Source organism: Variovorax sp. PBL-H6, from assembly GCF_901827155.1.
GTDB lineage: Bacteria > Pseudomonadota > Gammaproteobacteria > Burkholderiales > Burkholderiaceae_C > Variovorax.
In genome coordinates, this window is record NZ_LR594659.1 from 2417242 (window position 1) to 2444196 (window position 26955).

28 protein-coding genes are annotated in these 26955 nt (G+C 66.0%); 12 read left to right on the top strand and 16 right to left on the bottom strand.

Annotated elements, in window-relative coordinates:
• The first annotated feature begins 131 nt into the window (after nt 1-131).
• Nucleotides 132-1823, top strand: a complete 1692-nt coding sequence (locus G3W89_RS11525; protein ID WP_162574216.1) for a long-chain fatty acid--CoA ligase — start codon at nt 132-134, stop codon at nt 1821-1823.
• Between the two features lie 28 nt (nt 1824-1851).
• Here G3W89_RS11525 and G3W89_RS11530 read toward each other — a convergent pair whose 3' ends face one another.
• From G3W89_RS11530 to G3W89_RS11550, 5 genes are all read right to left on the bottom strand, one after another.
• A complete protein-coding gene (locus G3W89_RS11530) occupies nt 1852-2241 on the bottom strand; it encodes a lysozyme inhibitor LprI family protein (protein WP_162574217.1) in 390 nt (129 codons plus the stop codon).
• A gap of 146 nt (nt 2242-2387) precedes the next feature.
• A complete protein-coding gene (locus tag G3W89_RS11535) occupies nt 2388-4898 on the bottom strand; it encodes a hypothetical protein (RefSeq protein WP_162574218.1) in 2511 nt (836 codons plus the stop codon).
• Between the two features lie 348 nt (nt 4899-5246).
• The gene (locus G3W89_RS11540) at nt 5247-5384 is read right to left on the bottom strand and encodes a hypothetical protein (protein ID WP_197893547.1); all 138 of its coding nucleotides are present in this window, start codon (nt 5382-5384) and stop codon (nt 5247-5249) included.
• A 63-nt stretch (nt 5385-5447) separates the two neighbouring features.
• The gene (locus G3W89_RS11545; protein ID WP_162574219.1) at nt 5448-5858 is read right to left on the bottom strand and encodes a VOC family protein; all 411 of its coding nucleotides are present in this window, start codon (nt 5856-5858) and stop codon (nt 5448-5450) included.
• A gap of 9 nt (nt 5859-5867) precedes the next feature.
• Nucleotides 5868-7211 carry an NAD(P)/FAD-dependent oxidoreductase gene (locus tag G3W89_RS11550; RefSeq protein WP_162574220.1) on the bottom strand — a complete coding sequence of 448 codons (1344 nt, stop codon included), beginning with the start codon at nt 7209-7211 and terminating at the stop codon, nt 5868-5870.
• 162 nt (nt 7212-7373) lie between these two features.
• Between G3W89_RS11550 and egtB the strand changes: the two genes are divergently transcribed.
• The 5 genes from egtB (at nt 7374) to G3W89_RS11575 (ending at nt 11214) form a co-directional block, all read left to right on the top strand.
• On the top strand, nt 7374-8627 hold the full coding sequence (gene egtB, locus G3W89_RS11555) for an ergothioneine biosynthesis protein EgtB (RefSeq protein WP_162574221.1): 1254 nt from the start codon (nt 7374-7376) through the stop codon (nt 8625-8627).
• Entirely contained in the window at nt 8624-9610 is a 987-nt protein-coding gene (gene egtD / locus G3W89_RS11560; RefSeq protein ID WP_162574222.1) for an L-histidine N(alpha)-methyltransferase, read from the top strand. The genes egtB and egtD overlap by 4 nt, the downstream gene beginning before the upstream one ends.
• A gap of 36 nt (nt 9611-9646) precedes the next feature.
• A complete protein-coding gene (locus tag G3W89_RS11565) occupies nt 9647-9928 on the top strand; it encodes a DUF427 domain-containing protein (RefSeq protein ID WP_106558686.1) in 282 nt (93 codons plus the stop codon).
• Nucleotides 9925-10668 carry a 2OG-Fe dioxygenase family protein gene (locus tag G3W89_RS11570; RefSeq protein WP_162574223.1) on the top strand — a complete coding sequence of 248 codons (744 nt, stop codon included), beginning with the start codon at nt 9925-9927 and terminating at the stop codon, nt 10666-10668. The genes G3W89_RS11565 and G3W89_RS11570 overlap by 4 nt, the downstream gene beginning before the upstream one ends.
• Before the next feature lie 108 nt (nt 10669-10776).
• Nucleotides 10777-11214 (top strand): universal stress protein, encoded by a 438-nt coding sequence (locus G3W89_RS11575; RefSeq protein WP_068683349.1) that lies wholly within the window; start codon nt 10777-10779, stop codon nt 11212-11214.
• On the opposite strand, the gene G3W89_RS11580 is transcribed toward G3W89_RS11575, so the two are convergent.
• Together G3W89_RS11580 and G3W89_RS11585 are read right to left on the bottom strand one after the other, a co-directional pair.
• The gene (locus tag G3W89_RS11580; RefSeq protein WP_162574224.1) at nt 11211-11600 is read right to left on the bottom strand and encodes a hypothetical protein; all 390 of its coding nucleotides are present in this window, start codon (nt 11598-11600) and stop codon (nt 11211-11213) included. The two genes, G3W89_RS11575 and G3W89_RS11580, sit on opposite strands and share 4 nt — an antisense overlap.
• Before the next feature lie 148 nt (nt 11601-11748).
• Nucleotides 11749-12591, bottom strand: a complete 843-nt coding sequence (locus G3W89_RS11585; RefSeq protein ID WP_232076468.1) for an EAL domain-containing protein — start codon at nt 12589-12591, stop codon at nt 11749-11751.
• Between the two features lie 296 nt (nt 12592-12887).
• Between G3W89_RS11585 and G3W89_RS11590 the strand changes: the two genes are divergently transcribed.
• The gene (locus G3W89_RS11590; protein ID WP_162574225.1) at nt 12888-13472 is read left to right on the top strand and encodes a TetR/AcrR family transcriptional regulator; all 585 of its coding nucleotides are present in this window, start codon (nt 12888-12890) and stop codon (nt 13470-13472) included.
• 91 nt (nt 13473-13563) lie between these two features.
• On the opposite strand, the gene G3W89_RS11595 is transcribed toward G3W89_RS11590, so the two are convergent.
• Genes G3W89_RS11595 through G3W89_RS11610 form a run of 4 tightly spaced genes read right to left on the bottom strand, consistent with a single transcriptional unit; the run spans nt 13564 to nt 16791 of the window.
• Nucleotides 13564-14079 carry a zinc-binding dehydrogenase gene (locus tag G3W89_RS11595; protein WP_443083168.1) on the bottom strand — a complete coding sequence of 172 codons (516 nt, stop codon included), beginning with the start codon at nt 14077-14079 and terminating at the stop codon, nt 13564-13566.
• A gap of 59 nt (nt 14080-14138) precedes the next feature.
• On the bottom strand, nt 14139-14831 hold the full coding sequence (locus tag G3W89_RS11600; RefSeq protein WP_162574226.1) for a haloacid dehalogenase type II: 693 nt from the start codon (nt 14829-14831) through the stop codon (nt 14139-14141).
• Between the two features lie 44 nt (nt 14832-14875).
• Entirely contained in the window at nt 14876-16408 is a 1533-nt protein-coding gene (locus G3W89_RS11605) for a solute symporter family protein (protein WP_162574227.1), read from the bottom strand.
• Nucleotides 16405-16791 carry a DUF485 domain-containing protein gene (locus tag G3W89_RS11610; RefSeq protein ID WP_232076470.1) on the bottom strand — a complete coding sequence of 129 codons (387 nt, stop codon included), beginning with the start codon at nt 16789-16791 and terminating at the stop codon, nt 16405-16407. Before G3W89_RS11610 ends, G3W89_RS11605 begins: the two co-directional genes overlap by 4 nt.
• A 319-nt stretch (nt 16792-17110) precedes the next feature.
• On the opposite strand from G3W89_RS11610, the gene G3W89_RS11615 reads away from it, so the two are divergent.
• Nucleotides 17111-18514, top strand: a complete 1404-nt coding sequence (locus G3W89_RS11615) for a sigma-54 interaction domain-containing protein (RefSeq protein ID WP_232076472.1) — start codon at nt 17111-17113, stop codon at nt 18512-18514.
• Nucleotides 18515-18665: 151 nt separating this feature from the next.
• On the opposite strand, the gene G3W89_RS11620 is transcribed toward G3W89_RS11615, so the two are convergent.
• Nucleotides 18666-19322, bottom strand: a complete 657-nt coding sequence (locus G3W89_RS11620) for an RluA family pseudouridine synthase (RefSeq protein WP_162574229.1) — start codon at nt 19320-19322, stop codon at nt 18666-18668.
• 107 nt (nt 19323-19429) lie between these two features.
• Here G3W89_RS11620 and G3W89_RS11625 point away from each other — a divergent pair, with 107 nt between their 5' ends.
• Entirely contained in the window at nt 19430-20611 is a 1182-nt protein-coding gene (locus tag G3W89_RS11625) for an MFS transporter (protein ID WP_162577435.1), read from the top strand.
• Here G3W89_RS11625 and G3W89_RS11630 read toward each other — a convergent pair.
• Complete coding sequence (locus G3W89_RS11630) at nt 20608-20910, bottom strand: 2Fe-2S iron-sulfur cluster-binding protein (RefSeq protein WP_162574230.1); 303 nt, start codon at nt 20908-20910, stop codon at nt 20608-20610. The genes G3W89_RS11625 and G3W89_RS11630 overlap by 4 nt on opposite strands.
• Nucleotides 20907-21056: a hypothetical protein gene (locus G3W89_RS32960; protein WP_174258252.1), complete on the bottom strand. Its 150-nt coding sequence runs from the start codon at nt 21054-21056 to the stop codon at nt 20907-20909. Before G3W89_RS32960 ends, G3W89_RS11630 begins: the two co-directional genes overlap by 4 nt.
• An 82-nt stretch (nt 21057-21138) precedes the next feature.
• Between G3W89_RS32960 and G3W89_RS11635 the strand changes: the two genes are divergently transcribed.
• Both G3W89_RS11635 and G3W89_RS11640 read left to right on the top strand, forming a co-directional pair.
• On the top strand, nt 21139-21657 hold the full coding sequence (locus G3W89_RS11635) for a GNAT family N-acetyltransferase (RefSeq protein WP_162574231.1): 519 nt from the start codon (nt 21139-21141) through the stop codon (nt 21655-21657).
• A 33-nt stretch (nt 21658-21690) separates the two neighbouring features.
• Nucleotides 21691-22614 (top strand): DUF808 domain-containing protein, encoded by a 924-nt coding sequence (locus tag G3W89_RS11640; RefSeq protein WP_162574232.1) that lies wholly within the window; start codon nt 21691-21693, stop codon nt 22612-22614.
• Between the two features lie 24 nt (nt 22615-22638).
• On the opposite strand, the gene mnmH is transcribed toward G3W89_RS11640, so the two are convergent.
• Nucleotides 22639-23688: a tRNA 2-selenouridine(34) synthase MnmH gene (gene mnmH, locus G3W89_RS11645; RefSeq protein WP_162574233.1), complete on the bottom strand. Its 1050-nt coding sequence runs from the start codon at nt 23686-23688 to the stop codon at nt 22639-22641.
• Complete coding sequence (locus G3W89_RS11650; protein WP_174258253.1) at nt 23688-23906, bottom strand: hypothetical protein; 219 nt, start codon at nt 23904-23906, stop codon at nt 23688-23690. The genes mnmH and G3W89_RS11650 overlap by 1 nt, the downstream gene beginning before the upstream one ends.
• Nucleotides 23907-24048: 142 nt before the next feature.
• Between G3W89_RS11650 and G3W89_RS11655 the strand changes: the two genes are divergently transcribed.
• Nucleotides 24049-26877 (top strand): autotransporter family protein, encoded by a 2829-nt coding sequence (locus G3W89_RS11655; RefSeq protein ID WP_162574234.1) that lies wholly within the window; start codon nt 24049-24051, stop codon nt 26875-26877.
• Nucleotides 26878-26955: the final 78 nt, after the last annotated feature.

Consider the following 26955-nt stretch of genomic DNA (forward strand, 5'->3'; position numbering starts at 1 on the left):
ATGTCTGTCGGCCGCCGGGATGAGCGAAGCATCTGTCTGTTGCAGAGTCACCGATGCGACGCGCTGGGGGCTTCCCCGATGCGGCCGACCGGCCTGGCGTCGTAGGCTTGCCCCTCCCCAATGGAGCCCGTATGGATCGCCCGCACTACAAGTTCTGGCCGCAGCGCCTGCCCCGCTCGATCACCGTTCCGGCCACCTCGCTGTGGCACAACCTCGCCACCGCCGCCGAGCGCTTTCCGGGAAAGACCGCGCTGGTCTTTTTCGGCCGGGAGACCTCGTATCGCGAGCTCGCCGACCAGGTCGAGCGGCTGGCAGGCACGCTGCATGCACTGGGCGTGAAGCGCGGCGACCGCGTGGTCCTGGACATGCAGAACTGCCCGCAGCTGGTGATCGCGCATTTCGCCATCCTGCGCGCCAACGCGGTGGTGGTGCCGGTCAACCCGATGAACAGGGCCGAGGAGCTCAAGCACTACATCACCGATCCGGACGCCAAGGTGGCCATCACCACCGGCGACCTCGCGCCCGAACTCGCCAAGGCCAGTGATGCGCTCCCACCGGGCGAGCGCCTGGCGCACCTGATCGTCACGCAATTCACCGATGCCTTCGACCCGGAAGCGCAAGGCGACGAGGCGCCGCCGCCGGGCTGGCGCGACTGGCTGCTCACCCGCCATCCGTTGCCTTCGCTGGCCGGCGGCCAGGTGATCGCCTGGACCGACGCGCTGGCGGCAGGCCACGCGCCGCCCGCGCATGTGGTGGGTGCCAACGACATGGCGCTGCTGCCCTACACCAGCGGCACCACCGGCCTGCCCAAGGGCTGCATCCACCACCACTCCAGCCTGATGCACAACGCCTACGCCTGCCAGCTGTGGGGCCTGAGCTCATCCGAGACGGTGGTGCTGGCGGTGGTGCCGATGTTCCACATCACCGGCACCGTGAGCGTGCTGCACACCGTCGTCATGAGCGCGGGTACGCTGGTGGTCATGCCTCGCTGGGACCGCGAGGTGGCTGGCCGGCTGATCTCCCGCCGCAAGGTCACGAGCTGGACGAACATCCCCACGATGGTCATCGACCTGATGGGCAGCCCGAACTTCGCGAGCTTCGACCTCAGCAGCCTGAGCCACATCGGCGGCGGCGGCGCAGCGATGCCACAGGCGGTGGCGCAGCGGCTCTACGAGCAGTATGGGCTCAGGTACGCGGAAGGCTACGGACTCACCGAGACCGCGGCGCCTTCGCACACCAATCCGTTCGACAACCCCAAGCAGCAGTGCCTGGGCATCCCCTTCATGAGCACCGATGCGCGCGTGGTCGACCCCGACACGCTGAAAGAGATGCCGATCGGCGAATCGGGCGAGATCATCATCCACGGGCCCGAGGTGTTCCAGGGCTACTGGAAGCGGCCCGACGCCACCGAAGCGGCCTTCGTGGAGTTCGAGGGCAAGCGCTTCTTCCGTTCCGGCGACATGGGCCGCATGGACGAGGACGGCTACTTCTTCATCACTGACCGCCTCAAGCGCATGATCAACGCCAGCGGCTTCAAGGTGTGGCCGGCGGAAGTCGAGCTCCTGATGTTCCGGCACCCTGCCATCCAGGAGGCCTGCGTGATCTCCACCAGGGACGCCTACCGCGGCGAATCGGTCAAGGCGGTGGTGGTGCTGCGCGCCAGCCACAAGAACACCACCGAGCAGGACATCATCGACTGGTGCCGCGAGAACATGGCGGTCTACAAGATCCCGCGGACCGTCCAGTTCGTCGATGTGCTGCCCAAGAGCGGGAGCGGGAAGGTGATGTGGCGGCTGCTGCAGGAGGCGGAGAACAAGGGCTGAGCCGCTGAGCCGTCCCCCGGGATGCGACTCAAGCCTTGAGCCAATCCCTGAGCTGCTTGGTGCGCTGCTCCGTGTGCTCGATCTGGCAGCTGAGCGCGGCAATGTCGCGCACCGTGCCGCCGGCGTTGAGCATGTACTTGGCTTTGCAATCGTTGTCGCGGAATTGGATCCAGGCCCTCTGCGCCTGTTGCAGCAGCCTGCGGGCTCCGGCGTAGTCGATGGCGTCGGCCTTGTCGGTGGGATCGAGCGACTTCAGCAGCGCCTGGTAGGCGGTATTGAGCTCCCTGTCCTTGCGCTCCAGTGCCTGTTGTGCGCACTGGTTGATCTCGGCCGTGTTGCGGGTCCTGCATGGCTCCTGGGCGAAGACGATGCCGGGCAGCAGGAGCAGGGCGGTGCCTAGGCAGGACAGCTTCTTCATTTGAAACTCCGCGATCGCTGGGGTCGGAGTTCGTATTCTGCGCCCGCCAGGAGCGGAATTCGACCTTTGCCTTGATCTCCACCGGAATGCCGAAGGGCAGCTCGGCCAGACCGGCTCGCCCACGAAGGTGTCGCGATGCTTGTGGATCAAATCCCCAGGGGCTTCACCCGGCGGCCGAGTTCCGCCCACGCTTCCTCGCTCATCAGGGCCTTCACTTTCCCGGGCTCGTGCCTCTCGATATCGACCAGCAGATTGGCAACCATGCGCCGCAGGTCATCCTTCAAGTCTTCCATCTCCAGATTCTTGTGCAATGCCCCTTTCCTTTTCTGATCGGCCTTGAGAGAGGCAACGAGGAACCCCAACTCAACCTTGTCGTCTTTCTTTGTGCCGATTTCTATCCTTCTCTTCTCTATCTTTGCCTCTACGGTTTTCAGCTCGTTTTCAAAGAATCCTCTGTCCGACGGAGGCACCACGCTCCACAACATGGCGGCCACATCTGCTACTGCATGGTTGGCAGGCAATGTCGCATCGAACCTGGATGGAGAAAGATCATGTTGAAGGTTGATGAGCGCATCCGCCATCCCCTTGTACAACTGCACCTTGTCGCCTGTTGATACTGGCCTATCTGGGTCTTTTGCCCATGCAACGATTCTGTTCGCCAAGTCCATGCTGCTCACGATCGTGGACATGACATTCAAGCGTGCGCCGTCGGACAGCAAGGGTTTGCCGGCCACGCTGGTATTCAGCATGCGTGCCAGGGTCCTCTGAAGCCTGCCATTCAGTGCAGGCAAGTCGATCCCATCTCCCACTCCACCTCGCTTGTCCGCAGCGGCGGCATCGACGGCTTTGACCGAGAGCACCGCAAAGATCCCGTCCGATTCATTGAAAGTCGGATCCAGGCATGGGAACAGAAGCACCCTCCAGCCAGGTTTCCACTCGCCCAGGTCCTGGATGCACTCATTCAGTAAACTTTGCTTTTCATGGAATTCAAGCCTCATCAATCTCTTGGACAGGCTAGCCCATCGTTGGTCAGCCTGAATACGCAGGTGACGGGCCTTTACCGCGGCGGGACCGATCGATTGAAACAGAAGGGTCGTGCGAAGATCCACACGATGCGCAAGTGTCTTGAATAGCAAGACGACTGCGTCATCGCGGAGTTCGCTTTGCGACAAGTAGTCGTCCACGGCTTGGGCGACCAGACATTCACCGAGTTTCGTCCTCAGAATCAGATTCAGCTCAGCGGAATGACCGGCATCACAGAGCGTCGGCAGTGCATCGCATATTTGACTTCGCGCATCACCACGGTCGGGGAACCCAAGCCCTTCAAGCACTCCCCGAATGAGCGCGCCCGGCCCCGAACCCAACAGCGAAAGTATGGCCTCGGCCTTTCGGGTCGATGACGGCTTGCCGGTCATGGCGAGCACGACGGCCATCTCCCGCGCCACTGAAGCCTGTTGCTCCGCAGCTTCTGCGTCCCTGAATTCGACCTTCCGTTCACGAACGTGGATTCCAACCTCCTTGAGACCTAAGCTGACGGCCACGAACAGTTTCCCGGATGCCTCGGCACAGAAGGGCTCGTTTGGCGAGTTGTGAATCAAATTTGCGGCTTTCTTCAGATCCCCGGCTCTTAGGGCAGCCTTGAAGTCAATCTCGTCCAGCAGGGACGGCAGTCCCGGTTGAGGAGCGAAGCTTTCGTTGAGGTTGTGCAAAGCTTCCTTCTGCATCTCCGCAACGCCCGCGACGCCACGTCGTAGTACAGCTGAAATGCTATTGAGCAGTTCCGGGGTCAACGCTGGAATTCGAACTCGGGATTGGAGCTCCTCCAGCTTGCTACTGAGGGCTGGATCAGGAACCCTCTTCGGGTCCAGGGCGAGCCAGAGGATGGATTTCATCACTGCTGCTCGTGGCATATCGCTAACCTCGAGATCGTCGGCAATCGACTGCAGAGAAACGAGTTCGGTCAGGCACGAATCCGTGTCCAGCTTTCGGATTTGCACCAGTGTCAGGTTGACAGCGTCGACGAGGACAAGGTCTTCCAAGCCCCGGAGCATGTTGGTGGTGAGCGGTGGAAACAGTGCCACCGAGTGCTCTCTCGCCAACGGTGAGCAATGCGGCAGCAGTCTGAAGAACTGGGCAAGTTCCTGGGGCTGGCGAGTCAACGCGGCGCGGGCCGCCGCACGCAGTGCCACATCCATGGCTTCGCGGACTTTCGTATCATCGCTGGCCGTCAGCTTCTTGACGTGATCCGGCTTGCACAGTTCCAGCAGGTCGAGCCGCACCGATGGCTTGCACATGCGTATCAACGTGGATGCCGCCTCGAGGTGGTCCGCTTCCAACAGGATCGCGAGGGCCTCGGCCACAGACTTGAGCGCTTTCTCGCCCAGCCTCGACACCGCGACAATGTTGCCGTTGTCTAGAAAGTCCAGGCCCTCGAGCAGTTCCAGATGCCTGCGCATCTCATCCCATTCGCTACCGCATTCTTGAATGCACAGGGTCTGAGGTTGGCGTCGTCTTCCACCGACCTGATTCCGATTGATTTCCAGTGGCCGAATTGGCTTTGGTGAGCCAGGTCCTGGCTGCTTGGCCTGGGATGGTGGCGTCGAGCCGCCTTTCGTCAGTTTGTGAAGAGAATGCTTGACTGCGGAATAGAGATGCATGGTGCGAGCGCCTGCTTACCCGGCCGAGATGAGATGTGAGACAGGCGCATCGCGTTCAAGGTACGCGATCCGGAATGCGCCGGACTGAACGCATTCCGACTCCCGCGTTCAGCCGTCATCGTGGCGTTAGTTCTGTATGACTTTTCAGTGACTGTCCCATCGCTTTGGTTCCGCGCCAGGCAACGAGCCCTGTTGATTCCGAGTCGAAAGGGGATTGTTCATTCAGTCTCGGCGCGCAAGCTCGCTTTGCGCGAACAATGCGCGACACTCGTCAGCCACTGCGGCTTTGCGCGCGCCGGGCATGCGCTTCGAAGATGCCGAGCGACTGGAGCTTGCGTTCGGTCTGTGTCACGTGTCTTGGATGAGGCGGCGTCCAAGGCTGATGACATCGTCCTGCGTGTAGCCGAGCCTGCGGTAGAAGGCGACGACCTCGGCGTTGGACGAGCGCACGAGGAGGTTGATCTTGGGGCAGCGAATCCTTATCACGGAAAGGGCGAGCCGGGAAGCGTGCGGGTGTCGCCGGGGGTGACCGCGCGGAAGCGCAGCCGTTCAGATGGCGCCAGGCGGACCCTTGAGCTCGACCACGTTGCCCTCCGGATCCTTGAGGTAGATCGAAGGGCCGCTGCCTTCCGCGCCGTAGCGGTCTTCGGTCGGTCCGGCCTGCACGCCATGCGCCGAGAGGTGACTGCGTATCGACGCTTCATCGAAGGGATCGACGCGAAGGCAGAAGTGATCGAGGTTGCGGCCTTCCCGGCCGGGCGGCGCCCCACCGGCACGGCCCAACTCGCCATCGACGGGCACGAGATCCACGATCGAGCGCCCGGCGCGCAGCTGGATCAGGCCGATGGCCTCCTGCCGGCGCTCGACCGTGCAGCCGAGCACGTCGCAGTAGAAGCGGAGCATGGCGTCGAGGTCGACGACGCGCAGAACGATGTGGTCGATGTCGCGGATGTGGATCATGGCGCGGTCTCAGGCCTCGCCCTTGCCCTGCACCTCGGCCACCACCCGCGCATGGCGCTGGAAGCTCCAGTAGGCGCTGGCCCAATCCATCAGCACCACGATGCGGTTGCGAAAGCCGATCAGGAAATACGCATGCGCGAACAACCAGAACAGCCACGCCAGGCGGCCCGAAAAGCGCAGCGTGCCCAGCGGCGTGCCCAGGTCGACCACGGCCGAGTTACGCCCGATGGTCGCGAGGTTGCCGTAGTCGCGATAGCGGAAGGGGACGGTTTCCTTCCCGGCGATGCGGCGCAGGATGTTCGTCGCAGCGGCGCGCCCCGCCTGCTTGGCGCCGGGAGAGACGCCGGGCACCGGCACGGGCTCCTTGCCGGGCCGGTGGCTCATGGCGGCCGCCAGGTCGCCCACCACGCTGATCTCGGGATGGCCGGGCAGGCTGAGGTCGGGCAGCACCTTCACGCGGCCGGCGCGGTCGCATTCGGCGCCCGTGGCCTCGGCCAGCAGGCGGCCGAGCGGCGAGGCGGCCACGCCGGCGGCCCAGATCACGCAATGGCAGGCGATGCGATGGGTGCCGGTACCCGCGCCGCCATCGCTGAAGGGCGACTCCACCTCCAGTCCATCGCGCAAGACAGCCGTCACGCGGGCATTGAGGCGCACCTGCACGCCGAGCTTCTGCAACTGCTCGAGCGCGCGCTGGCTCAGGACCTCGGGCATTGCCTGCAGCACGCGCGGGCCGCCCTCGATCAGCAGCACCTCGGCCGTGCGCGGATCGATGTGGCGGAACTCGCCACTGAGCGTGTGGCGCGCAATCTCGGCCAGCGTGCCGGCCATCTCGACGCCGGTGGGTCCGGCGCCGATCACCGCGAAAGTGAGTAGCGCGCGCCGGCGCGCCGGGTCGGTTTCGACTTCGGCCGCCTCGAAGCTCATCAGGATGCGGCGCCGGATCTCGAAGGCATCGGCGAGGGTCTTGAGGCCGGGGGCCATGCGAGACCAGTCGTCATGGCCGAAGTAGCTGTGCGTCGCGCCAGCGGCCACGATCAGGTAGTCATAGGGCAGGCGAGAGCCATCGGCCAGATGCACCACGCGTTCGCCGGGATCGATGCGCGTCGCCTCCCCGAGCAGGGTGGTGATGTTGGGCTGGTGGCGGAACAGCAGCCGAACCGGCGCAGCGATGGAGGGCGCGGCCAGGCCGGCGGTTGCAACCTGGTAGAGCAGGGGCTGGAAGAGGTGGTGGTTGGTCTTGTCGACGATGGTGATGTCGACGGCCGCCTGTTGCAGCTTGCGCGCTGCCTCGAGCCCGCCGAAGCCGCAGCCGATGATCACGATCCGGGGGCGGGTGGAGGAGGGCGTGCTCATCGCCGGATGATACGCAGGCGCGGTGCAGGCCCGGGCGTCTTGTGCCAGAGTGTCGGGTGCGACTGGGGCGTGCGCCGGGGCGGGGCGCGCGCCGCGCGTTCTTGTCCTACGGCGCCGCCCTGCATCGTTGAGCTAAAACCTTCCTCCAACAATGGAGACCCCATGAACCTCACCCGGCCGGCCAAGCCCGCGGCGGACGACCTGCGCGATCGGTTCCAGGCGGTGCGTGCGCACAGCCTTGCGCTGGCAGCCCCGCTCTCGGCCGAAGACCAGTGCATCCAGTCGATGCCCGACGCCAGTCCGACCAAGTGGCACCTGGCGCACACCACCTGGTTCTTCGAGACCGTGCTGCTGCAGCCGCACGCCGAGGGCTATCGCGTGTTCGATGTGGCCTTCGCCTATCTGTTCAATTCCTATTACGAGGCACTGGGGCCGCGACATCCGCGCCCCCACCGCGGGCTGCTGACGCGGCCTTCGCTCGACCAGGTGCACGCCTATAGGCGCCATGTGGACGAGGGGGTGCACGCGTTGCTCTTGCGTAGCGAAGGCGCTCCCAACTGGGACGCGATCGTGGCGATCATCGAGTTGGGCCTGAATCACGAGCAGCAGCACCAGGAGTTGATCCTGACGGACATCCTGCATGCACTGTCGTGCAATCCTTTGCTGCCCGCCTACCGTGCGGTGCCCGTGCCGGCGCTGCGGCTGGCTTCGGTGGCACCGGCGATGCGCTGGCTCTCGCGGCCTGGCGGCACGATCGAGGTCGGCCATGCCGACGGTGGCTTCTGCTTCGACAACGAGACCCCGCGTCACGCGGCCTTGCTGCAGCCCTATGCGATTGCGGACCGGCTGGTGAACTGCGGCGAATACGCGCAGTTCATCGCCGATGGCGGTTACCAGCGGCCCGAGCTGTGGCTCTCCGACGGCTGGGCGGCGGTGCAGGCGCAGGGCTGGCGCCACCCAGCGTACTGGCTCGCTGCCGATGATCCGCGCCTGGCCCACCCTGGCACGACCGCGGGGTGGCAGGTCTTCGGCCTGCAGGGCGTGCGGCCGATGGAGCCCGAGGCGCCGGTCTCCCAGCTGAGCTTCTACGAGGCTGCGGCCTATGCCGAGTGGGCCGGCGCGCGCCTGCCCACCGAGTTCGAGTGGGAGGCCGCGCACGACGCCCCTGGCATTTCTCAGATGAGCGGCCATGTCTGGCAATGGACGCGCTCGTCGTACGACCCTTACCCGGGCTTTCGCCCGCTGTCGGGCGTGGCGGCCGAATACAACGGCAAGTTCATGGTCGGTCAACTGGTGCTGCGCGGGGGCAGCGTCGCCACGCCCGAGGGCCATTCGCGGCCCAGCTACCGCAACTTCTTTCCGCCGGCGGCCCGCTGGCAGTTCTCGGGGCTACGGCTCGCGAAGGATCTTCGATGAGTATTCCTGCCATCAGCCTGCATGCATTCCGCAGCGCACAGCGTGCTGCGCCGCTCTCCGACTTCGGCCGCGAGCTGTTCGAGGGCCTGAGCCGCAGCCCGCGCGGCATCTCGCCCAAGTTCTTCTACGACGCGGCGGGCTCGCAGCTCTTCGACCGCATCTGCGAGCTGCCCGAGTACTACCCGACGCGCACCGAGATGCGCATCCTCACCGAACGCGCGCCCGAGATCGCCGCCCAGATCGGGCCGCATGCCGAGGTCATCGAGTTCGGCGCGGGCTCGCTCACCAAGGTGCGCCTGCTCCTCGATGCGCTGCACACGCCGCGGCGCTACGTGCCGATCGACATCTCGGGCGAGCACCTCGAGGCAGCCGCCCAGCGCCTGCGCACCGACTACCCGCAGCTCGGGGTGCAGCCCGTCGTCGCCGACTACACCATGCCGCTGGTGCTGCCGGCACGAGGCGAGGGCATGGGCCAGCGCGTGGGCTTTTTTCCCGGCTCGACGCTCGGCAACTTCAGTCCCGAGGAGGCGCTCGCCTTCCTGCAGCTCGCACAGCGCCTGCTGCGCGGCGGCGGCCTGCTGCTGGGGGTGGACCTGGTCAAGGACCCGGCGCGGCTGCACGCCGCGTACAACGACGCCCAAGGCGTGACGGCGGCCTTCAACCTCAACCTCCTGCGCCGCGCCAACCGCGAGCTCGGCACCGACTTCGATCCCGAAGGCTTCTCGCACGCGGCCTTCTACAACGCGCCGCTGCGCCGCATCGAGATGCACCTGGTGAGCCGCCGCGCGCAAGCGGTCACGCTCGATGGCCAGCGCTTCAACTTCGAGGAGGGCGAGACCATCCACACCGAGAACTCGTACAAGTTCACCGTCGATGGCCTGCAGGCGCTGGCGGTAAAGGCCGGGCTCAGGCCGGCCGCGGTGTGGACCGATCCCGAGCGGCTTTTCAGCGTGCACTGGCTGCAGTCGCCCGCGGCACAATAGCTCCGTCCCGCCCTCGGCGGGGGTTTGGAGATCTGGATGAAAGCAACCTGGAACGGCGTCACCATCGCCGAGAGCGACGACACCGTGCTCGTCGAAGGCAACCACTATTTCCCCGCGAGCGCGCTCAATCGCGACTACGTCAGCTTCAGCAATCACAAGAGCACCTGCCCCTGGAAGGGCACGGCCAGCTACTACTCGCTGCTCGTCAACGGCGAGCTCAACACCGATGCCGTCTGGTACTACGCCGACCCCAAGCCCGAGGCCGAGATGGTGCGCGACCGCGTCGCCTTCTGGAAGGGCGTGAAGGTGAGTGAGTGAGCTCGGGGTTGTTCGACCCGCCGTTCACTCCCGTAGACCGCCTCGTCCCTGCGCTGCGACAGGACGGCTACGTCGTGCTGAGCCCGCAAGGCGTGGCCGAGTGGCTGGGGTGCCCGCTGGCCCAGCTCGAGCCGCTGCACGCCGACTGGAACCATCTCCCGCTGGACGAATACCTGAAGGACGGCGGCCGCTACCGCACCCGTCGCCACGCCTGCTTCATGGTCGAGAACGCGATGATCGAGCAGGTGCCTCATCGTGCACACTGGCAGCCGGTCGAGTACAACGCGCTGCATGGCGGCATGCAGCGCTGGTTCGCGCCCATGGAGGCCGGCACGCTGGTGCAGCCCGCCTGGCAGGCGCTCATCAAGAGCCTGGCCGAGGTGGCGAACGGGCTGCGCGGCACGCAGCGCTGGTACGTCGAAGCGCACCAGTTCCGCATCGACACCGCCGAGGGTATCGGCCGGCCCACGCCCGAGGGTGCGCACCGCGACGGTGTCGACCTGGTCGCCGTGGCGCTGGTCGGGCGCCACAACATCAAGGGCGGCGAGACGCGCGTGTTCGAGGCTGCGGGCCGTCGCGGCGAGCGCTTCACCATGACGGAGCCGTGGACCCTGATGGTGATCGACGATGCGCGCGTGATCCATGAATCGACGCCCATCCAGCCCGTGGTGGAGACGCAGCCCGGCTGGCGCGACACGCTGGTCGTGACCTGCCGCGCCGGTTCGTTCCAGGGCAATTGAGCATCACCCCGCCCGGCCGTAGAAGTCCTACAGCCCCGCCCCCTCCCTGGATGTACATTCGAGGCCCGGTTCGGCTGAGAGCCATCACGTGAACAAACGAGGTTTGCCATGTTCAATCACATCCTGGTTCCGATCGACGGCTCCGAAACATCGATGCTCGCGGTGAGCAAGGCCAGCGGCCTCGCTTTGGCCTTCGGCAGCCGCATCACCCTCATCCACGTGGTGGACAACTATCCCTTCATCGGCGTCGGTGCGGACTACGCACTGGGCCAGAACGAATACCTTGCGGCCGCCACGAGCAGCGCCAACGCAGCGCTCGCGCGCGGCGTGGCTGCGCTCGCCGCCGAAGGCCTGCACAGCGACCAGCGCGTGATTGACGGCCATGTGGTGCACGAAGGCATCGTCGACACCGCCGAGGCGATCGGGGCGGACCTGATCGTGATGGGCTCGCACGGGCGCTCGGGCATCGAGAAGCTGCTGCTGGGCAGCGTCACTCAGCGTGTGCTGCAGGATGCCAAGGTGCCGGTGCTCGTGGTCAAGGGCTAGTCGGTGGGACCCTTGTGTCTTGTGCATGAGTCGACAGACTCGGAGGAAAGGATGAGCGCCGCGCGGTAGGCTCCGCGCCCCGCCGCCTTCGCGTCGTTCACGAGTTTCTTGTGCCTGCTCATCCGCTCCGCCGGTGAGCAGAGATGTGGCTCGTCAAGAAGTGAACGGCTGAGTTCCAGCAGTTGAGTCGACGAGCTCATGCAAAAGTGGATGGCGGCACGCTCGGGATGCGCCTCATAGACCTTCTCCTCTGCGTGCAGTGCATCTTCCTGACCGCCGGGCGAGAGTGCCGCCAGATCAGTTGGGCTGAAGTATGGGACCGCATCGCCCCCGGCGGCGATGTACGCTCTTGCCTTCTCGACGGCTACGTGCGCCGCCTGAAGCAAGGCCCTCTCCGTGCTGGCTCTGTCCGTTGTTCGCCGTTGCAACGCGTTGTTCCTTTCGTTTGAAGATGTGGCTTCCCCAGATGAGTCTTCCGATCGGGGTACTGCCTTGGATGCACATGAATCTCGCTCTCTCGATGTCCCGAGCGCTTCACCTCTGTTCATCCCTCTCCCACTGGACCAGCGGCAGTGCTCCCATGGTGGGCCTTGCGAAGTAATAGCCTTGGAACAAGTCAATGCCAAGTTCTCGCAGCACATGGACTTCCTCAGGCGTCTCGACGCCTTCGGCAATCACCTTGATGTCGAGCTCACCGCAGGTTGCGACAAGCCCCTTCACGATGGTCCGTCGGACACGGTCGATGTGAATGTTGCGCACCAGATGCATGTCGATCTTGACAACGTCAGGTTGGAAGCCCGCTAAAAGTTCGAGCCCGGCAAACCCGGCGCCAAAGTCGTCGATGGCGGAGGTGAGCCCATATTCGCCATAGCTCCGGAAAGTCGATCCCAAACGAGGAAGATCCTCGATACGCTCGGTTTCCGTGATTTCAAACATCAATCGATGACACGGAAAATTGCATCGACGGGCCGTCGCTATGGCGCTCCGCAAGCATTCCTCATTGCAGACATCGCTCGGCGACACGTTGAGACTGAGCGTCGACTGCATTCCCAGTTTCGCAGCCTGCTCGATCGCTCTGGCGCGACACGCCTGGTCAAAATCGAAGCGTCTTTGCGGATCAACCCGCGCGAGCACCTCCGCAGCTCCTTCGCCATTCATCCCACGCACCAGCGCCTCATGCGCAAAGATCTCCCGGCGTGCCACGTTCACGATGGGTTGGAAAGCCACCTTGAAATCAGTGGGCGCGGATGAAGCCCTTACCTTCGCGTTCATCACAGGTCTGAAGTCCGGCCGGTTCGCTTCAATGCGATCGCGGTGCCGCTGATGGCGCGGGTCATCCCGGTTGAAAAGGCCGGGATGTGGCTTTTCGTCTGCCATGCAATCGATCCGGCCCGGCTCGCAGGCGAGGCTCGCCTCCGCAAGCCATCCAGCACATCGGCCACCGGCAAGGGGATAAGTCGAGGTACAAGGATGCTTTCTCCGCTGGCCTCTGGTGATGGCCATTGGGAGAGATCTCTTGTGGCACAGTTATGAACTAAGTGGTACACAACTACTTGAAAAAATAACAGCCTTGCTGATCTATTCCGGTATGAGAAGTCTGCCGACCCATCGGAAGACGCATTGTAGACCGACCGGTCCTTATCTGGCCAGTTTTGCTCGAGCACTTAAGCACCATGGCACGTCCGCGCGAATTTGATGAAGACGAGGTTTTGCAAGCGGCCCTTCGGCTGTTCTGGGAGAAGAGCTTCGAGGGCACTTCGCTGAGTGACCTGATGGAGGCGACTGGGCTGACGAAATCAAGCCTGTACAAGGCCTTCGGCAGCAAGGAGGCGCTCTTCTGGCGCGTCGTTGAAAGGTACCAGCGTGACTTTCTGGATTTTCGGCATGAAGCACTTGCAGAGCCAACGCCGCGTCGCATCGCCGAGCGGCTGCTCGACGGAATCACTGAGCTGCACAGCAGCGGGGTGAATCCCGTGGGCTGCCTCGAACTCAACACTGCGCTCGCCGGTTCCACGGACGCCGAGGCAATCAGGCAGGAACTCGTACGCGGCCGCGAGCGCTTCAGGCTACGGCTACGCGACCGATTTGAAGAGACGACGGCAATGGCGCCGCTGCCACCAGGCATGACCAGCGACGATGCGGCCTCGCTCATCATCTCGCTCATCCAGGGCCTGGCCGTCCAGGCGAAAGCCGGCGTCTCGCGGGAGACTGCCCGCCGGGTTGTGCATGCCGCACTGCTGTCTTGGCCGAAATCCTGACAACACCGCAGGATTCCGCCCTCATCCGGGCCGGTAGGGAGATGGGGACAAGCCATTGGGGCGATCAGAAGCGCTCGCATTGCCCGAGTCCTCACGGACGAACGCGAATGACCGTCTTCCCTGCGCGCCGCTCGGTCGAGTGGAAGGCGGCGACGGCATTGTCGAGGGGCGCCACGGTCCCGATGTTCGTCCGCAGTCGTCCGTCCCGCACCCGCTGGACGATCTCACTCAATTGGGCACGATCGGACTCGACAACGAAGTCGATCGCCAGGCCAGCAACGGGCCGCGCCTCAGCCGGCCCGACGATGGATACCAGCGTTCCTCCGGGTCGAATCAGGCGCGCGGACCTCTTCTGGATGTCGCCGCCGATGACGTCGAACACCAGATCGACTCGGCCGACGTCTTCCAGCCTGTCGCTGTCGAGATCGACAAGCTCCTGCGCGCCAAAGTCGAGCACTTTCTGACGGTCGGCGGCACGTCCGGTGCCGATGACGCGGGCGCCGGCCCATCGTGCGAGTTGCGCCACCATCGACCCGACTGCGCCGGCGATCTGCACGACGACGTCGTTTATCGCTGCTGCAGGCTCGGGCCGCTCGGAAAGCTCCATCCTGGCCATTCCCGCCGCCTGATTCGTTACCACAATTGCTTTCAGCCCGGGTGTCCGGGCTATGCCTGGATGGGCTGCGCCAACCGGAACGTGCGCGCGAGCGCGTCAACGCCGGTGACGCTGAGTGTCGGCTGCTGGCCCATCTCCTCGAAGGTGCCCGAGCTGCGGTTCACCCAGCACGTGGGATAGCCGAAGTAGGCAGCGCCGGTGACGTCCCAGGCATTGGACGAGACGAAGAGAATGGCTGAGCGATGCAGATCGAGCTTGCGCTCCGCCAGCTCGTAGACCCGGTGGCTGGGCTTGAAGATCTGAACATCCTCGACGCTGATCAGATGCGCGAACTCGTCCAGCAGTCCCGAGTGCCGCACGACCGAATCGATCGAACGAATGGACCCGTTTGAAAGGATCGCCAGTGGCAGCCCGCGTGCACGCAACTCACGCAGTGCCGTGGGCACCTCCGGAAACGGCGAGAGCCTGAGGTAAGCCTCGCACAGCGCCGACCGTCTCTCGCCGTTGAGCTCGAGGCCGAGACATCGGCAGGCGTAGACCAAGCTGTCCTCGGTGGCCTTTTCGAAGTTGGCGTACTGGCCCATCAGGCTGCGCAGCCACGTGTACTCGAGCTGCTTCTGCCGCCAAAGCACGCTGATCTCGCGTCCAAGCTTCGGATAGAAGGTTTCGCACAGGGTCGCGACGGAGTGCACGTCAAAAAGCGTCCCGTACAGGTCGAAGACGATGGCACGGATGTCTTTCATGGGAAATTCCTTTGTGTTGAGAGTGCGAGAGGATGCTTGGCAGCTCAATCGTTGCCGACGCCGTATCCAGTCTGGGCGCGGAAGAAGACCTCGCCGAAGTGCGATTCGCCGGCGCTGTCGCGGCCCGCCAGCAAGGCACAGACGATGGCGCCGAAGAAGCCGATCGGAACGCTGACGAGCGTGGGATTCAAGATGGGGAACAGCGCATGCTCCTTCATGAAGGCCGGCCCTATGAAGGCCAGCACCAGCGAAGAAGTGAGGCCCGCCGCCACGCCGCCGATCACACCTGCGGTATTGAATCGCCGCCAGAAGAGCGACAGCACGATGATGGGGAAATTGGCTGACGCGGCGACGGCGATCGCCAGGATCACGAGCACCCCGACATTGAAGCCTTGTGCGAGCAGGCCGAGCCCCACCGCCAAGGCTCCTACAGCGAAGGTGGACGCCTTGGCAATGCGTACCTGCTCGCGCTCGGACACTTGGCCGCGCCGGATGACATTCACGTAGAGGTCGTGCGCTACCGCGCCCGAGGTCGCCAGTGTGAGTCCCGCGACGACCGCAAGGATGGTGGCGAAGGCGACGGCACACACCACCGCGAGGAAGACCTGCCCGACGACGGATCCGGCCCCACCCCCCAGGTATTGCGCCAGCAGCGGCAGGGCAAGATTGCCGCCCTTGTCCGCTGCGCGTATTGCATCCTGACCCACGAAACTTGCAGCCGCGAACCCGATCAGCGTGGTCACGAGAAAGAAGCTGCCGGCCAGGAACATGAGCCAGATCACCGACTTGCGCGCCGATGTCGCGTCTGGCACGGTGAAGAACCGCGTCATGATGTGCGGCAGGCCTGCCACGCCCAGCATGAACGAGAGCACCAGCGAGAGCGGATCGAGCGGATGCTTGAGGTAGCCACCCGCCTGCAGCATCTGGTTGCCGTAGCTCGCCTCGACCATCGAGAACAGCACGAGCGGGTTGAAACCGACCCGCGCCAGCAGCATCAGCACCAGCACGGCGGCCGCCGACAGGAGCAGTACTGCCTTGATGATCTGCACCCAGGTGGTGGCGATCATGCCTCCGAAGAGAACGTAGACCATCATGCCGATACCGACAACGACCACGGCCGACTCGTACGAGAGGCCGAGCATCAGTTTCATCAAGGCGCCCGCGCCCGCCATCTGGGGCACCATGTAGGCGAGATTGACGACGATCGTTCCGACCACGGCCGCCAGTCGCGCCTGCGGCGTCTGCATGCGATACGCGATCACGTCGCCAAGGGTGAAGCGTCCGGTGTTGCGCATCGGCTCGGCGACCAGCATGAGGATCACCAGGAAGCCCGCGAGCGCCGCCACCGCATACAGCGATCCATCCATGCCGTAGAGCGAGACCAGCCCTGAAAAGCCCAGAAAGGCTGCCGCGCTCATCCAGTCGCCCGCCAACGCGAAGCCGTTCTGCCGTGCAGTGAGGTTTCCGCCGGCCGCGTAGAACTCGCTTGTGGTGTGGGTCCGCTTCGCGGCCCAGAAGGTGATGAGGAGCGTGAGCGCGAGGATCGCAACGAAGATCCCCAGGGTGAGCAATCTCATCTCGGCCTCCGGGCTTCGAAATCCGCGATGGCGAGGCGCGCCTGGGCGTCGAAGCAGCGATTGGCGGTGTGCACATAGATCAGCGCAACCGCCCAGCACAGCAGATAGGTCAGCAGCACCAGCAGATAGCCGACATTGAACGCACCGGTCACCTTCTGCCCCATGAAGTCCTTGGCGAATCCCGCCAACAAGGTCATCACGACGATGAAGGTGAAGCTGACGGCGAGCAAGGGCGTGATGCAGCGGCGCTTCAAGGCCAGCAGCTGCGCGAAGGGTCGTGACTCCATGGCCTCGCGCCAGCGCCGGTGCTCGTCTTGGGCGCGCGGGGTTGGCGCGAGCGTGCTCGTGGGGCTCGAGAGCGGTGCAGTGAGTGGGGTGCCCATGAAGTCTCCTTGAGGTCCGTTGAATGGCGGACGGGAAATGCAATGGACATGCCGGCCCCGCTAGGGGTTTACCCGTCGAGCGGCTGCGCTCCAAGGGCCCGCCGAGGCTCCAAAAGACGCAGAAACGGCCCCGATGGGGGCTTGCGCAGTAGACCGAATGGCGTCTTACCGCATGGATGAACCAGAAATGCATCGGCCGAGTCGACACAGGTTCACGCTGGGGCGAAGCGGCGACACGCCTCACGACACAGGCGGTACCGATCCCGATCCAGAAACGACTCGGCACACCTATGCTTGCAGAACTCTACGGGAATCCAGCATGAGCAAGCAGCAACGCGACATCGCGCAAGAGCTCCAGCAAGTTCGGCAAACCTGTCGCGACTTCGAGGACATCCTGCGCAACTCCTTCGACGGGATCTTCGTCGCAGACGGCGACGGCATGACGCTCTTCGTCAACGAGGGGTGCGAGCGAAACTATGGCGTGAAGGCCTCGCAGCTGATCGGCCAGCATGTTTCCGAATTCGAAAGAAAAGGCTGGATACGGCCGGTGATCGCCGGCAAGGTCGCGCAGTCGAAGCGGCGTATCAGCACGACGCAGCAGACGCATGAGGGCAAGACCATCATGGTGACCGGCATCCCGCTGCTGGACGAGCAGGGTCGGGTGCGGCGCGTCATCATCAATTCACGGGACATGACCGAGCTTGTCAACCTCCAGCAGGTCCTCGCTCAAGCCAAGGAGAACCTGCAGCGGGTCGACAGCGAGATCGCCGCATTGCGGAATCAGGCACTCAAGTTCGACGGCGTGGTGCTGCAGAGCCCCGCCATGCAACGCCTGGCGGAACTGGCGGTGCGCGTCGCCAAGGTGAATTCCACGGTGCTGCTGACGGGAGAGTCGGGAGTCGGCAAAGAGGTCGTGACGCGCCTGATCCACACCGAGAGCCCGCGCGCGAAAGGCCCGTTCATCAAGATCAACTGCGGGGCGCTGCCGCGCGAGCTGCTGGAGACGGAGCTGTTCGGCTACGAGCCGGGCGCGTTCACCGGCGCACAGCGTCAGGGCAAGCACGGGCTGATCGAACTGGCCGCGGAGGGAACGCTGTTCCTCGACGAGATCGGCGAGATGGCCCCGGACCTTCAGGTCAAGTTGCTCACGGTGCTGCAGGATCGTGTCGTGACTCGCGTGGGCGGCACGCGCGCGCTGCCGGTCGACGTGCGGGTGATTGCCGCGACCAACCGCGATCTCAAGGAGATGGTGGCGCAGCGAAGCTTCCGCAGCGACCTGTACTACCGGCTCAATGTGGTGCCGATCCATGTTCCGCCGCTGGCGGAACGACGCGAGGACATCCTTCCACTCATCCATCATTTCTCCGCCGAGTTCTGCAGGCAGTACGCCTTGGAGCGCCGAATCTCCGAGCGGGTGCTGCGCCGACTTCACGACTACCGATGGCCGGGCAATGTGCGCGAACTCCGGAATGTCGTCGAGCGCCTGGTGGTGACAAGCCCGCAGCCCTTGATCGGGCTGCAGGACCTCGACGGCGTGCTGTCGGCGGACGCCGAGGGCATCTCGGGCCGCGGCTCGCTGCGTGAACAGCTCGAGCGTTTCGAATCCGGCCTGCTCGAAGAGGCGATGCGCGCGCATGGCAGCACGCGCGGCGTGGCCAAGGCGTTGGGAATCAGTCAGTCGAGCGTCGTGCGCAAGCTCAGGATCCCTCGCAGTGCCGCCTGAGACGAACCTGCGCCGTTCCCCTCGCTCAAGCGCAAGCACCGAGCTCCCTTGCGCACGCAAGGCATGGTTCTGGCGAGGGGAGGCATCGAGCCCTCGTTCCTGATCGCCGCAAGGAACGGCGCCGGTCAGCAGTGCGCGAGCGACCCCATCCCTACGAACTGACCATTCCCGCGAAAGGCGGCGGACTCTCGAAGCGCAGCACCCGGCCATCGGCCGGATGGGCAAATTCGAGTTCACTCGCATGCAGCAGCAGCCGCTCCGCGCGCCGCTGCACGTCCTCGCTGCCATAGAGGGTGTCGCCGAGGATCGGATGGCCGATCGACAGCAGGTGCACGCGCAGCTGGTGGCTGCGGCCGGTCAGCGGCTCCAGCCAAAGGTGGCTCGCATCGCGATCGGGCAGGAGGCGCTTCACACGCCAGCGTGTCAGGCTGGGCTTGCCGTCCCGTGCATCGATCTTCTGCATCGGGCGATTGGGCCAGTCGGCCATGAGCGGCGCGTCGATCAGCGACCACTCCTGCGACAGCGGCATCGGCCCGTCGACAATCGCCTCGTAGCGCTTGCGCACACGGCGTCGGGCAAAGGCATCGCCGAGCGCGCGCTGCATCGCGGGACTTCGCGCCATGAGCACCAGCCCGCTCGTGGCCATGTCGAGGCGGTGCACCACCAGTGCGTCGGGCCAGCGCGCCTGTGCGCGGGCGCTGAGGCAGTCCTGCTTGTCGTCGCCGCGGCCGGGCACGCACAGGAGACCGGCGGGCTTGTCGAGCACCAGCAGGTGGGCATCTTCGTGGATCACGGCGAGCGAGCACATGGCCGGGCGAGTCTATGAGCCTTTGGGCCTCGGCTATCCTCGACGCGATGTCCATTTCCGCTGCCGTCGTGCCGACATTCACCGATCTCACGCGCGAGCGGCCCTTCATGCGGATGTGGACCGCGCGGCTCTTCGGCACCGCGGGCAGCCAGATGCTGCTGGTCGCGATCGGCTGGCACATGTACGAGCTGACCGGCAGCGCCTGGGACCTCGGGCTGGTGGGGCTCTACCAGTTCGTGCCGGCCTTGCTGCTGGCGCTCCTGGCGGGGCACGTGGTCGACCGCCGTCATCGAGGCCGCATCGTCGCCGCGTGCTTCGCGGTGCAGGGGTTGGTGGCACTCGTGCTGCTGCTTGCCGTTCAGGGCCGCCACGACTCGCGTGCGCTGCTGCTCGGGCTGTCGCTGGTGCTGGGCGCGGTACGCGCCTTCCAGATGCCGGCGCAGCAGGCCTTGACGCCGCTGCTCGTGCCGCCGCTGATGCTGCCGCGGGCCATGGCCTTCAGCTCGGCGGGCATGCAGGGCGCGGTCATCGGCGGCCCGGCTCTGGGCGGCCTGCTGTTCGCAGCTGGCACCGGCGTGGTCTATGGTGCCGGCCTGCTCTTCTTCGCGGTGGGCAGCCTGCTGGTGATGCAGGTGCGCTACGACCATGCGCCGCCGCCGCGCGAGCCGGTGTCGCTTTCGACCGTGCTGGCGGGCGTGGACTTCATCTGGCACCGGAAGCCGGTGCTCGGCGCAGTCTCGCTCGACCTGTTCGCGGTGCTGCTCGGCGGCGCGGTGGCGCTGCTGCCGATCTTCGCCAAGGACATCCTGCACACGGGGCCGTGGGGACTGGGGCTGTTGCGCAGCGCGCCCGCGGTGGGCGCGCTCGCGGCGTCGATCCTGCTCACGCGGCAGCCCATCGAGCGCCGCGTAGGGCGCGCGCTGTTGATCGCCGTGGCCGCATTCGGCGTCTGCATGATCGTGTTCGGGCTGTCGCGCAGCTTCTTCGTGTCGCTGCTCGCGCTGGCCGTGTCGGGCGCAGCCGACATGGTCAACGTCGTGATCCGGCAGACGCTGGTGCAGCTGGAGACGCCGGATGCGATGCGCGGTCGGGTGAGCGCCGTCAATTCGATCTTCATCGGCGCCAGCAACCAGCTGGGCGAGTTCGAATCTGGTGCCACGGCGGCACTGCTGGGGCCGGTGGGCTCGGTGGTGCTGGGCGGCGTCGGCACCGTGCTGGTGGCGGTGGCCTGGTTCCGGCTGTTTCCGTCACTGGCGTCGCGCGACCGGCTGGTGAAGCCCGTGGACTAGAAATGCGAGAAGGCCAGAGGAGCGTCCACGGTCACGTCGCCCAACGGCTCCGCCACGCAGGGCAGGATCCAGCCCTCGGCCTTCTCTTCCCGGCTGAGGCCGGGCCATTCGACGCGGTAGCGCACGTCGCCGTCGAGCAGCCTGCAGATGCAGGTGCGGCAGGTGCCATTGCGGCAGGAGCTGGGCAGCTCGATGCCGGCAGCCTCGGCGGATTGCAGCAGCGTGCGACCGGCTTCCGTGTCGAAGCTGAAGCCACCGGGCTCGATCCGCGCCGTGGCGTGCGGCGCGCCCGTGCTCATTCCTTGTTCTTCACCTTTCCGCGCGGAATCACGGCCGTCGTGATCGTGCGGACCGGCTCGAAGCCGGCGGGCGGCGCCTTCGGCGGCGACGTGTCCTTCTTCGGCTTCCTGCTTTCCTTGTTGCTGCGTTGCTGACCCTTGGGCATGTGTTCCTCCAGTGATTGGGGGTCGAGTTTAGCGACGCGGCGACAATAGAAGCCCCTACCGATCGTTTCCCCGCATTCATTCATGCCTGACTACGAAATCCGCCCCGCCACGCTGCGCGATGCCAAAGCCATCGCCGAAGTCCACGTTGCCTCCGCCCGTGCCGCCTATGCCGGGATCCTGCCCGAAGACCAGTTGCGCGCCCTTGCACCCTCCACGCGCGAGGCCAAGTGGCGCGAAGCCATCGAGTTCAGCGAGCCGCAGGTGCACGTGGCCGTGCTGGGCGACGAGGTTGCAGGCTTCGTCGGCTTCGACCGTTCGCGCGATCCCAAGACACCCTCGAGCACCGGCGAGATCTGGGCGCTCTACGTCAAGCCCGAGCACTGGGGCAAGGGCGTGGGCGTGGCCCTTTGGGATGCCGCGCGCGACGGCCTCGAGGAAGAGGGTTGCACGCTGGTCACGGTGTGGGTGCCGCTGCGCAACGACCGCGCGCTGCGCTTCTACGAGCTGGCCGGCTTCAAGCGCGAGATGAAGACTGCCAAGACGACTTCTTTGGGCGACACCAAGATCGAGGAGATCCGCCTCAAGCGAAACGTCGTCTGATCTCACCGTCTGATCCCCGGGAACATCTCCTTCATGGCCTCCAGTCTTCTGCTCCTGCTCGACGACATTGCCACCGTTCTCGACGACGTTTCCGTTCTCACCAAGGTTGCCGCCAAGAAGACCGCGGGCGTGCTGGGCGACGACCTGGCGCTGAACGCGCAGCAGGTGTCGGGCGTGAAGGCCGATCGCGAGCTGCCGGTGGTATGGGCAGTGTGCAAGGGCTCCTTCGTCAACAAGGCGATCCTGGTGCCCGCGGCGCTGCTCATCGGCACCTGGCTGCCCTGGCTCGTGACGCCGCTGCTGATGATCGGCGGCGCCTTCCTGTGTTTCGAGGGGTGCGAGAAACTGGCGCACAAGTTCCTGCACAAGGACGAGCACGACGCCGACCTCTTGCGCCATGAGCAGGCGCTGGCCGATCCGACCGTCGACGTCGTCGCGATCGAGAAGGGCAAGATCAAGGGCGCGGTGCGCACCGACTTCATCCTGTCCGCAGAGATCATCGCCATCACCCTGGGTACGGTGCAGGGCCAGACCTTCACCACGCAGCTGACGGTGCTGGTCGGCATCGCGCTGATCATGACCATCGGCGTCTATGGCCTGGTGGCCGGCATCGTGAAGCTCGACGACGCGGGGCTCTACCTGAGCCGCCGCGAAGGCGGCGCCTCGCAGGCGCTGGGCCGCGGCATCCTGGCGGCGGCGCCCTGGCTCATGAAGGCGCTTTCCGTCGCCGGCACTGCCGCCATGTTCCTGGTGGGCGGCGGCATCCTGGTGCACGGGGTGCCGGCGCTCGGCCACGCGGTCGAGGCCTGGGCGGTGGGCGCCGGCGCCGTGGCGGGTGGCCTGGGCTCGATGGGCGTCAGCGCGGGCGTCGGCATCGTGGCCGGTGCCATCGTGCTGGCGGCGGTCGAGCTTGCGAAGAAGGCTTTCGGCAAGAAGGCGGTCGGCAAGAACGCTTAGTGCGAGGCCGGACCACCCGCCAAGCTAACCCAGCTCCGCCACCCGCCGCGCCAGCGCCTCGATGGCGGCGTCGGAGAGATCGTCGGCCGTCACGGTCTGCCGCTCGGCCCACCGCTCGAAATGGCTGGCCTGCGAGCGCCGGTAGGCCGGGTCGTAGTGCAGCGTGGTCAGCTCGGCGAACAGCGCTGGGAGCTCGCCCGCGGCCGCCCACTGCTGCCAGCGGCCGATCACGGCCTTGCCGTGCAGTTCCTTCAGCAGTCCGAGCTGGCGTGACAGCGCCTCGGGATCGTCGCCGAGGTAGGCGTAGTCGCGCAGCAGGTAAGCCAGGCGGACCTCGGGCGCGGCCACGATCTCGATGCAGCGGCTCGCCCGCATGTGCTTGACCAAGGGGAGCGGAACATCGAGGCGGCCGATGCGCCGGCTCTCACCTTCCAAGTAGAGCGGCTGCCCGGGATCGATCCGTTCCAGCAGCTCGGCGATGCGGGTTTCCAAAGCCGTCTGCGACGGTTGCGGGGTGCCGGGCAGGGCGCCCAGCAGCGAGCCCTTGTGCGCGGCCAAGCCCTCGAGGTCGAGCACCTGCCGCCCCTGGCGCGCCATCGCCTGCAGCACGCGCGTCTTGGCGCTGCCGGTGGCGCCGCACAGCACGCGCAGGTCGAGCTGCGGGCAGAGCGTGTCCAACTGGGTGATCACGTGGCGCCGCCAGCTCTTGTAGCCGCCGGCGAGCTGTTGCGCGTCCCAGCCCACCAGGCGCAGCCAGGTCACCATCGAGCCGCTTCGCAGGCCGCCGCGCCAGCAATAGACCAGGGGCTTCCAGTCGGCCGGCCGGTCCGAGAAGCGCTCCCTCAGGTGGCGCGCGAGGTTCGCCGCCACCATCGCGCCTCCGACGCGGCGTGCCTCGAAGGCGCCCTGTTGCTTGTAGAGCGTGCCGACGATGCGGCGTTCCTCGTTGTCGAGCACCGGGCAGTTGATGGCGCCGGGAATGTGGTCGATGGCGTACTCGCTCGGTGAACGCGCGTCGATCAGCGTGTCGAAGCGACCCCGATCGTCTACACGCACGGGTGCGGGTCCGCGCATCAGCGAGCCTTGCTCCTGGCGCGCTGGACCAGGTCCACTACCACGAGCGCGATGCCGAGCACCAGCGCGAACCAGCCCACCAACTGGGCGCCGACGAGCATGTCGTGCCATCGAGGCGATGTCAGGAAATGGGGCGCGATCAGGACGGCCGCGCCGATGAGGATGCACATGAGGCCGCGCTCGAACATGCGCGGCGCTCTGGAGGATCTGGAGGCCATGCCCGAGTTTACGAGCGTCCGCTGGCACACCCGACCGAACCGCGCCATTGGGGCATCGCCTCGGTTTCGTGAACTAGTTCCTTAGAAAATGTAAACCTAAGAACTACATTCTTAAGTATTCAATGTAATACGAAAGAACTCTATGAATCGCGTTTTCCAGGTGGTCTGGAACCCGAACCTGGGGCTGTGGTCGGTGGCTTCCGAACTGGCCCGAGGGCTGGGCAAATCCACCACGCAGGCATCGGCTGTTGCGGTGGTACTGCTGAGCATTGCCGGCACTGCGGCCGCCGATTGCGCTGGTCCCAGCGGCGGCGCCATCGCCTGCACCGCCGGCACACCCCAGACCTTCGTCGTGATCGGCGGCTACGACGCCACGCCCGGCGGCACGGTGGACGTGCAGCCCGGCGCCGTGATCAGCACCACCGACCTGCCCGCCATCAGCATGGGCGACAACGGAACCATCCGGGTGCAACGCGGCGCGACGGTCGAGAACAACGCCGCGCCCGGCGCGACCGGCCATTACGGCACGGGCGCCAACACCATCGAATTCCGCGCCGGCACCACGCTCACGATCGAGGAGGGCGCCAGGGTGCTCTCCAACGGCACCGCACATGATGCGGAAGCGATCAACGCGCATGGCAGCGGCAACCTCATCGTCAATCACGGCGAGGTGCGCTCGCAGGCCGGCGGCGCGGCCATCTGGCTCGAGCCCTCGGGCGGTTCGAACACGGTGGTCAACGGCGCGACCGGCGTCATCGAGTACAAGGGCGCGGCGGGCGACAACATCCTCGGCGTGTCCGGCAGCATGGCCGTCGATTTCACGAACCAGGGCCGGCTGATCGGCTCGCTGAACTTCGCCGGCGGCGACGATGCGCTGCATGTGCACACCGGCTCCTCGATCACCGGCGGCATCGATGGCGGCAGCGGCAACAACCTGCTGACGCTCGATGGCACGGGCACCGACACCTTCGCGCACGCTTTCTCGAACTTCCAGACCTTGGTGAAGCGCGACGCGGGCACCTGGACTTTCAGCAATGCGCTGCCGGGTTCGGGCATCACCAGCACGCGCGTGGCCGCGGGCACGCTGATCCTGGGCGCCGACGCCAGCAGCTACACCGGCAGCATGACGGTGGATGCAGGCGGCACGCTGCAGACACCGGCCGAGTTTGCGCCGCTTGCGATCACCGACAACGGCGTGGTGCGCTTCGCCCAGCCGACCGATGCCGCCTACGCCGGCCTGGTGTCCGGCAGCGGCGGCATCGAGAAGACGGGCGCGGGGCAGCTGGTCCTCTCCGGCACCAATGCCTACAGCGGCGCGACCACGGTGGTGGCCGGGACGCTGAAGGCCGGCGCTGCGGGCATCTTCAGCGCCGACTCCGCGCACACCGTGGCGGCAGGCGCCACGCTCGACACCGGCGGCTTCGACCAGCGCGTGGCCGCGCTGCACAACGCCGGCACGGTGAGCCTGCTGAGCGCCAGCGCCGGCAGCACGCTCACTGTCACCGGCGCCTACGTGGGGCAGGGCGGCACGCTGAACCTGGGCATGGTGCTCGGCGGCAGCAACAGCCTGAGCGATCGCCTGGTGCTCAGCGGCTCCGGCGCCAGCGCCAGCGGGCACACGACGCTGCGCATTACCAATCTCGGCGGCCTGGGCGCGCTGACGACGGGCAACGGCATCGAGGTGGTGAGCGCGCGCAACGGCGCCACCACCACCGCCCAGACGACGCGGGACGCCTTCACCCTTGCCAACGGCCATGTGGACGCCGGTGCCTACGAGTACCGGCTCCACGCCGCCGATGCGCAGGGCGCGGGCGAGAACTGGTACCTGCGTTCCACGACAAGCGTGCAGCCGCCGGGCACACCGAGCGCGCCAGTGACGCCCGTCGCACCCGTCACGCCTGCAGAGTCCGCCGGCCCCGCGGCCCCTGCCGACGGGGCGGAACCTGCCAATCCCGCGGGCCCGTCCGACCCTCTCATCACCGTCAAACTGCCATTGGTTCTCGCGGAGGTGCCGACCTACCGCGCCGAAGTGCCGCTGTTCGCCGCGCTGCCGGCGCAGTTGCGCCAGGCCGATGTCGCGATGCTCGGCAACCTGCATCGCCGCATCGGCGACGAGGATGCGGCCGCGGCGGGCAGCGACCCCGCGCCGCGCCGCTCGTGGGCGCGAGCGGTCTACGGCGATCTGAACATTCGCCAGGACGGGATCGCCGCGGCGCAAAGCCGGGGCCATGTGAGCGGCCTGCAGGCAGGCACCGACCTGCTGGCTACCGGCAACTGGCGTGCCGGCGTCTATGCGGGCTTCCTGGACGGCGGCGCCGACGTGAGCGGCAATGCGCGCGGGACCTTCGGGCGGGTCGGCTCCAACGACCTGCGCTCGCGCTATCTCGGCGCCTACGCCACCTGGATGGATGGCAGCGGGCTCTATGCCGACGCCGTGGTCCAGGGCGGCAGCCATCGCTATACCGTGCGGCCCGACGGCAACGCCAGTGTGGCCGGCAAGGGCGACAGCTTCACGGCCTCGATCGAAACCGGCAAAGCGTTTGCGCTGACGGAACGCTGGACCCTCGAGCCGCAGGCGCAACTGATCTACCAGCGGGCGCACTTCGACGCCGTGCCCATCGCCGGCGCCATCGTGCGCCAGGATGCCGATGCCGGCTGGATCGGGCGCCTGGGCGTGCGCATCAAGGGCGATTTCGCCACCGGCGCAGGCCGGCTCCAGCCCTATGCGCGGCTGAACCTGTACCGCGCGAACGCAGGCGCCGACGTCGCCGAATTCGTCGGCCCGGCGGGCTCGACCCGCTTCGCCACGGCCAGCGGCTACAGCGCGGCCGAGCTGGCGGGTGGCTTCACGCTGGCGCTGACGCCCGCTGCCAGTCTCTACGGCGAGCTGGGGCGCGTCTTCGCTGTCGGCGGCGATGCCAGGAACAAGTCCCCGGTGCAGGGCTCGGTCGGCGTGAAGCTGCGCTGGTAGGCGGTGCCAGCCGCTCGTCTTCGGTTCCAATAAGGGCTTTCGCACCCGCCGGACGGCGGGCCGCCCCCAAGCCACCGC

Bases quoted from the DNA above. Each gene is read 5' to 3' on its own strand.
- egtD (WP_162574222.1), top strand. From the start codon at position 8,624: ATGAGTATTCCTGCCATCAGCCTGCATGCATTCCGCAGCGCACAGCGT.
- G3W89_RS11585 (WP_232076468.1), bottom strand. From the start codon at position 12,591: ATGGCAGACGAAAAGCCACATCCCGGCCTTTTCAACCGGGATGACCCG.
- G3W89_RS11595 (WP_443083168.1), bottom strand. From the start codon at position 14,079: ATGGAGCTTTCCGAGCGGCCCGAGCCTGCAGCAGCGATAAACGACGTC.
- G3W89_RS11625 (WP_162577435.1), top strand. From the start codon at position 19,430: ATGCGGATGTGGACCGCGCGGCTCTTCGGCACCGCGGGCAGCCAGATG.
- G3W89_RS11635 (WP_162574231.1), top strand. From the start codon at position 21,139: ATGCCTGACTACGAAATCCGCCCCGCCACGCTGCGCGATGCCAAAGCC.
- G3W89_RS11655 (WP_162574234.1), top strand. From the start codon at position 24,049: ATGAATCGCGTTTTCCAGGTGGTCTGGAACCCGAACCTGGGGCTGTGG.
- G3W89_RS11615 (WP_232076472.1), top strand. From the start codon at position 17,111: ATGAGCAAGCAGCAACGCGACATCGCGCAAGAGCTCCAGCAAGTTCGG.
- G3W89_RS11530 (WP_162574217.1), bottom strand. From the start codon at position 2,241: ATGAAGAAGCTGTCCTGCCTAGGCACCGCCCTGCTCCTGCTGCCCGGC.
- G3W89_RS11630 (WP_162574230.1), bottom strand. From the start codon at position 20,910: ATGAGCACGGGCGCGCCGCACGCCACGGCGCGGATCGAGCCCGGTGGC.
- mnmH (WP_162574233.1), bottom strand. From the start codon at position 23,688: ATGCGCGGACCCGCACCCGTGCGTGTAGACGATCGGGGTCGCTTCGAC.
- G3W89_RS11650 (WP_174258253.1), bottom strand. From the start codon at position 23,906: ATGGCCTCCAGATCCTCCAGAGCGCCGCGCATGTTCGAGCGCGGCCTC.
- G3W89_RS11620 (WP_162574229.1), bottom strand. From the start codon at position 19,322: ATGTGCTCGCTCGCCGTGATCCACGAAGATGCCCACCTGCTGGTGCTC.
- G3W89_RS11545 (WP_162574219.1), bottom strand. From the start codon at position 5,858: ATGATCCACATCCGCGACATCGACCACATCGTTCTGCGCGTCGTCGAC.
- G3W89_RS11640 (WP_162574232.1), top strand. From the start codon at position 21,691: ATGGCCTCCAGTCTTCTGCTCCTGCTCGACGACATTGCCACCGTTCTC.
- G3W89_RS11535 (WP_162574218.1), bottom strand. From the start codon at position 4,898: ATGCATCTCTATTCCGCAGTCAAGCATTCTCTTCACAAACTGACGAAA.
- G3W89_RS11590 (WP_162574225.1), top strand. From the start codon at position 12,888: ATGGCACGTCCGCGCGAATTTGATGAAGACGAGGTTTTGCAAGCGGCC.
- G3W89_RS11550 (WP_162574220.1), bottom strand. From the start codon at position 7,211: ATGAGCACGCCCTCCTCCACCCGCCCCCGGATCGTGATCATCGGCTGC.
- G3W89_RS11525 (WP_162574216.1), top strand. From the start codon at position 132: ATGGATCGCCCGCACTACAAGTTCTGGCCGCAGCGCCTGCCCCGCTCG.
- G3W89_RS11610 (WP_232076470.1), bottom strand. From the start codon at position 16,791: ATGGGCACCCCACTCACTGCACCGCTCTCGAGCCCCACGAGCACGCTC.
- G3W89_RS11600 (WP_162574226.1), bottom strand. From the start codon at position 14,831: ATGAAAGACATCCGTGCCATCGTCTTCGACCTGTACGGGACGCTTTTT.
- G3W89_RS32960 (WP_174258252.1), bottom strand. From the start codon at position 21,056: ATGCCCAAGGGTCAGCAACGCAGCAACAAGGAAAGCAGGAAGCCGAAG.
- G3W89_RS11605 (WP_162574227.1), bottom strand. From the start codon at position 16,408: ATGAGATTGCTCACCCTGGGGATCTTCGTTGCGATCCTCGCGCTCACG.
- G3W89_RS11565 (WP_106558686.1), top strand. From the start codon at position 9,647: ATGAAAGCAACCTGGAACGGCGTCACCATCGCCGAGAGCGACGACACC.
- egtB (WP_162574221.1), top strand. From the start codon at position 7,374: ATGAACCTCACCCGGCCGGCCAAGCCCGCGGCGGACGACCTGCGCGAT.
- G3W89_RS11575 (WP_068683349.1), top strand. From the start codon at position 10,777: ATGTTCAATCACATCCTGGTTCCGATCGACGGCTCCGAAACATCGATG.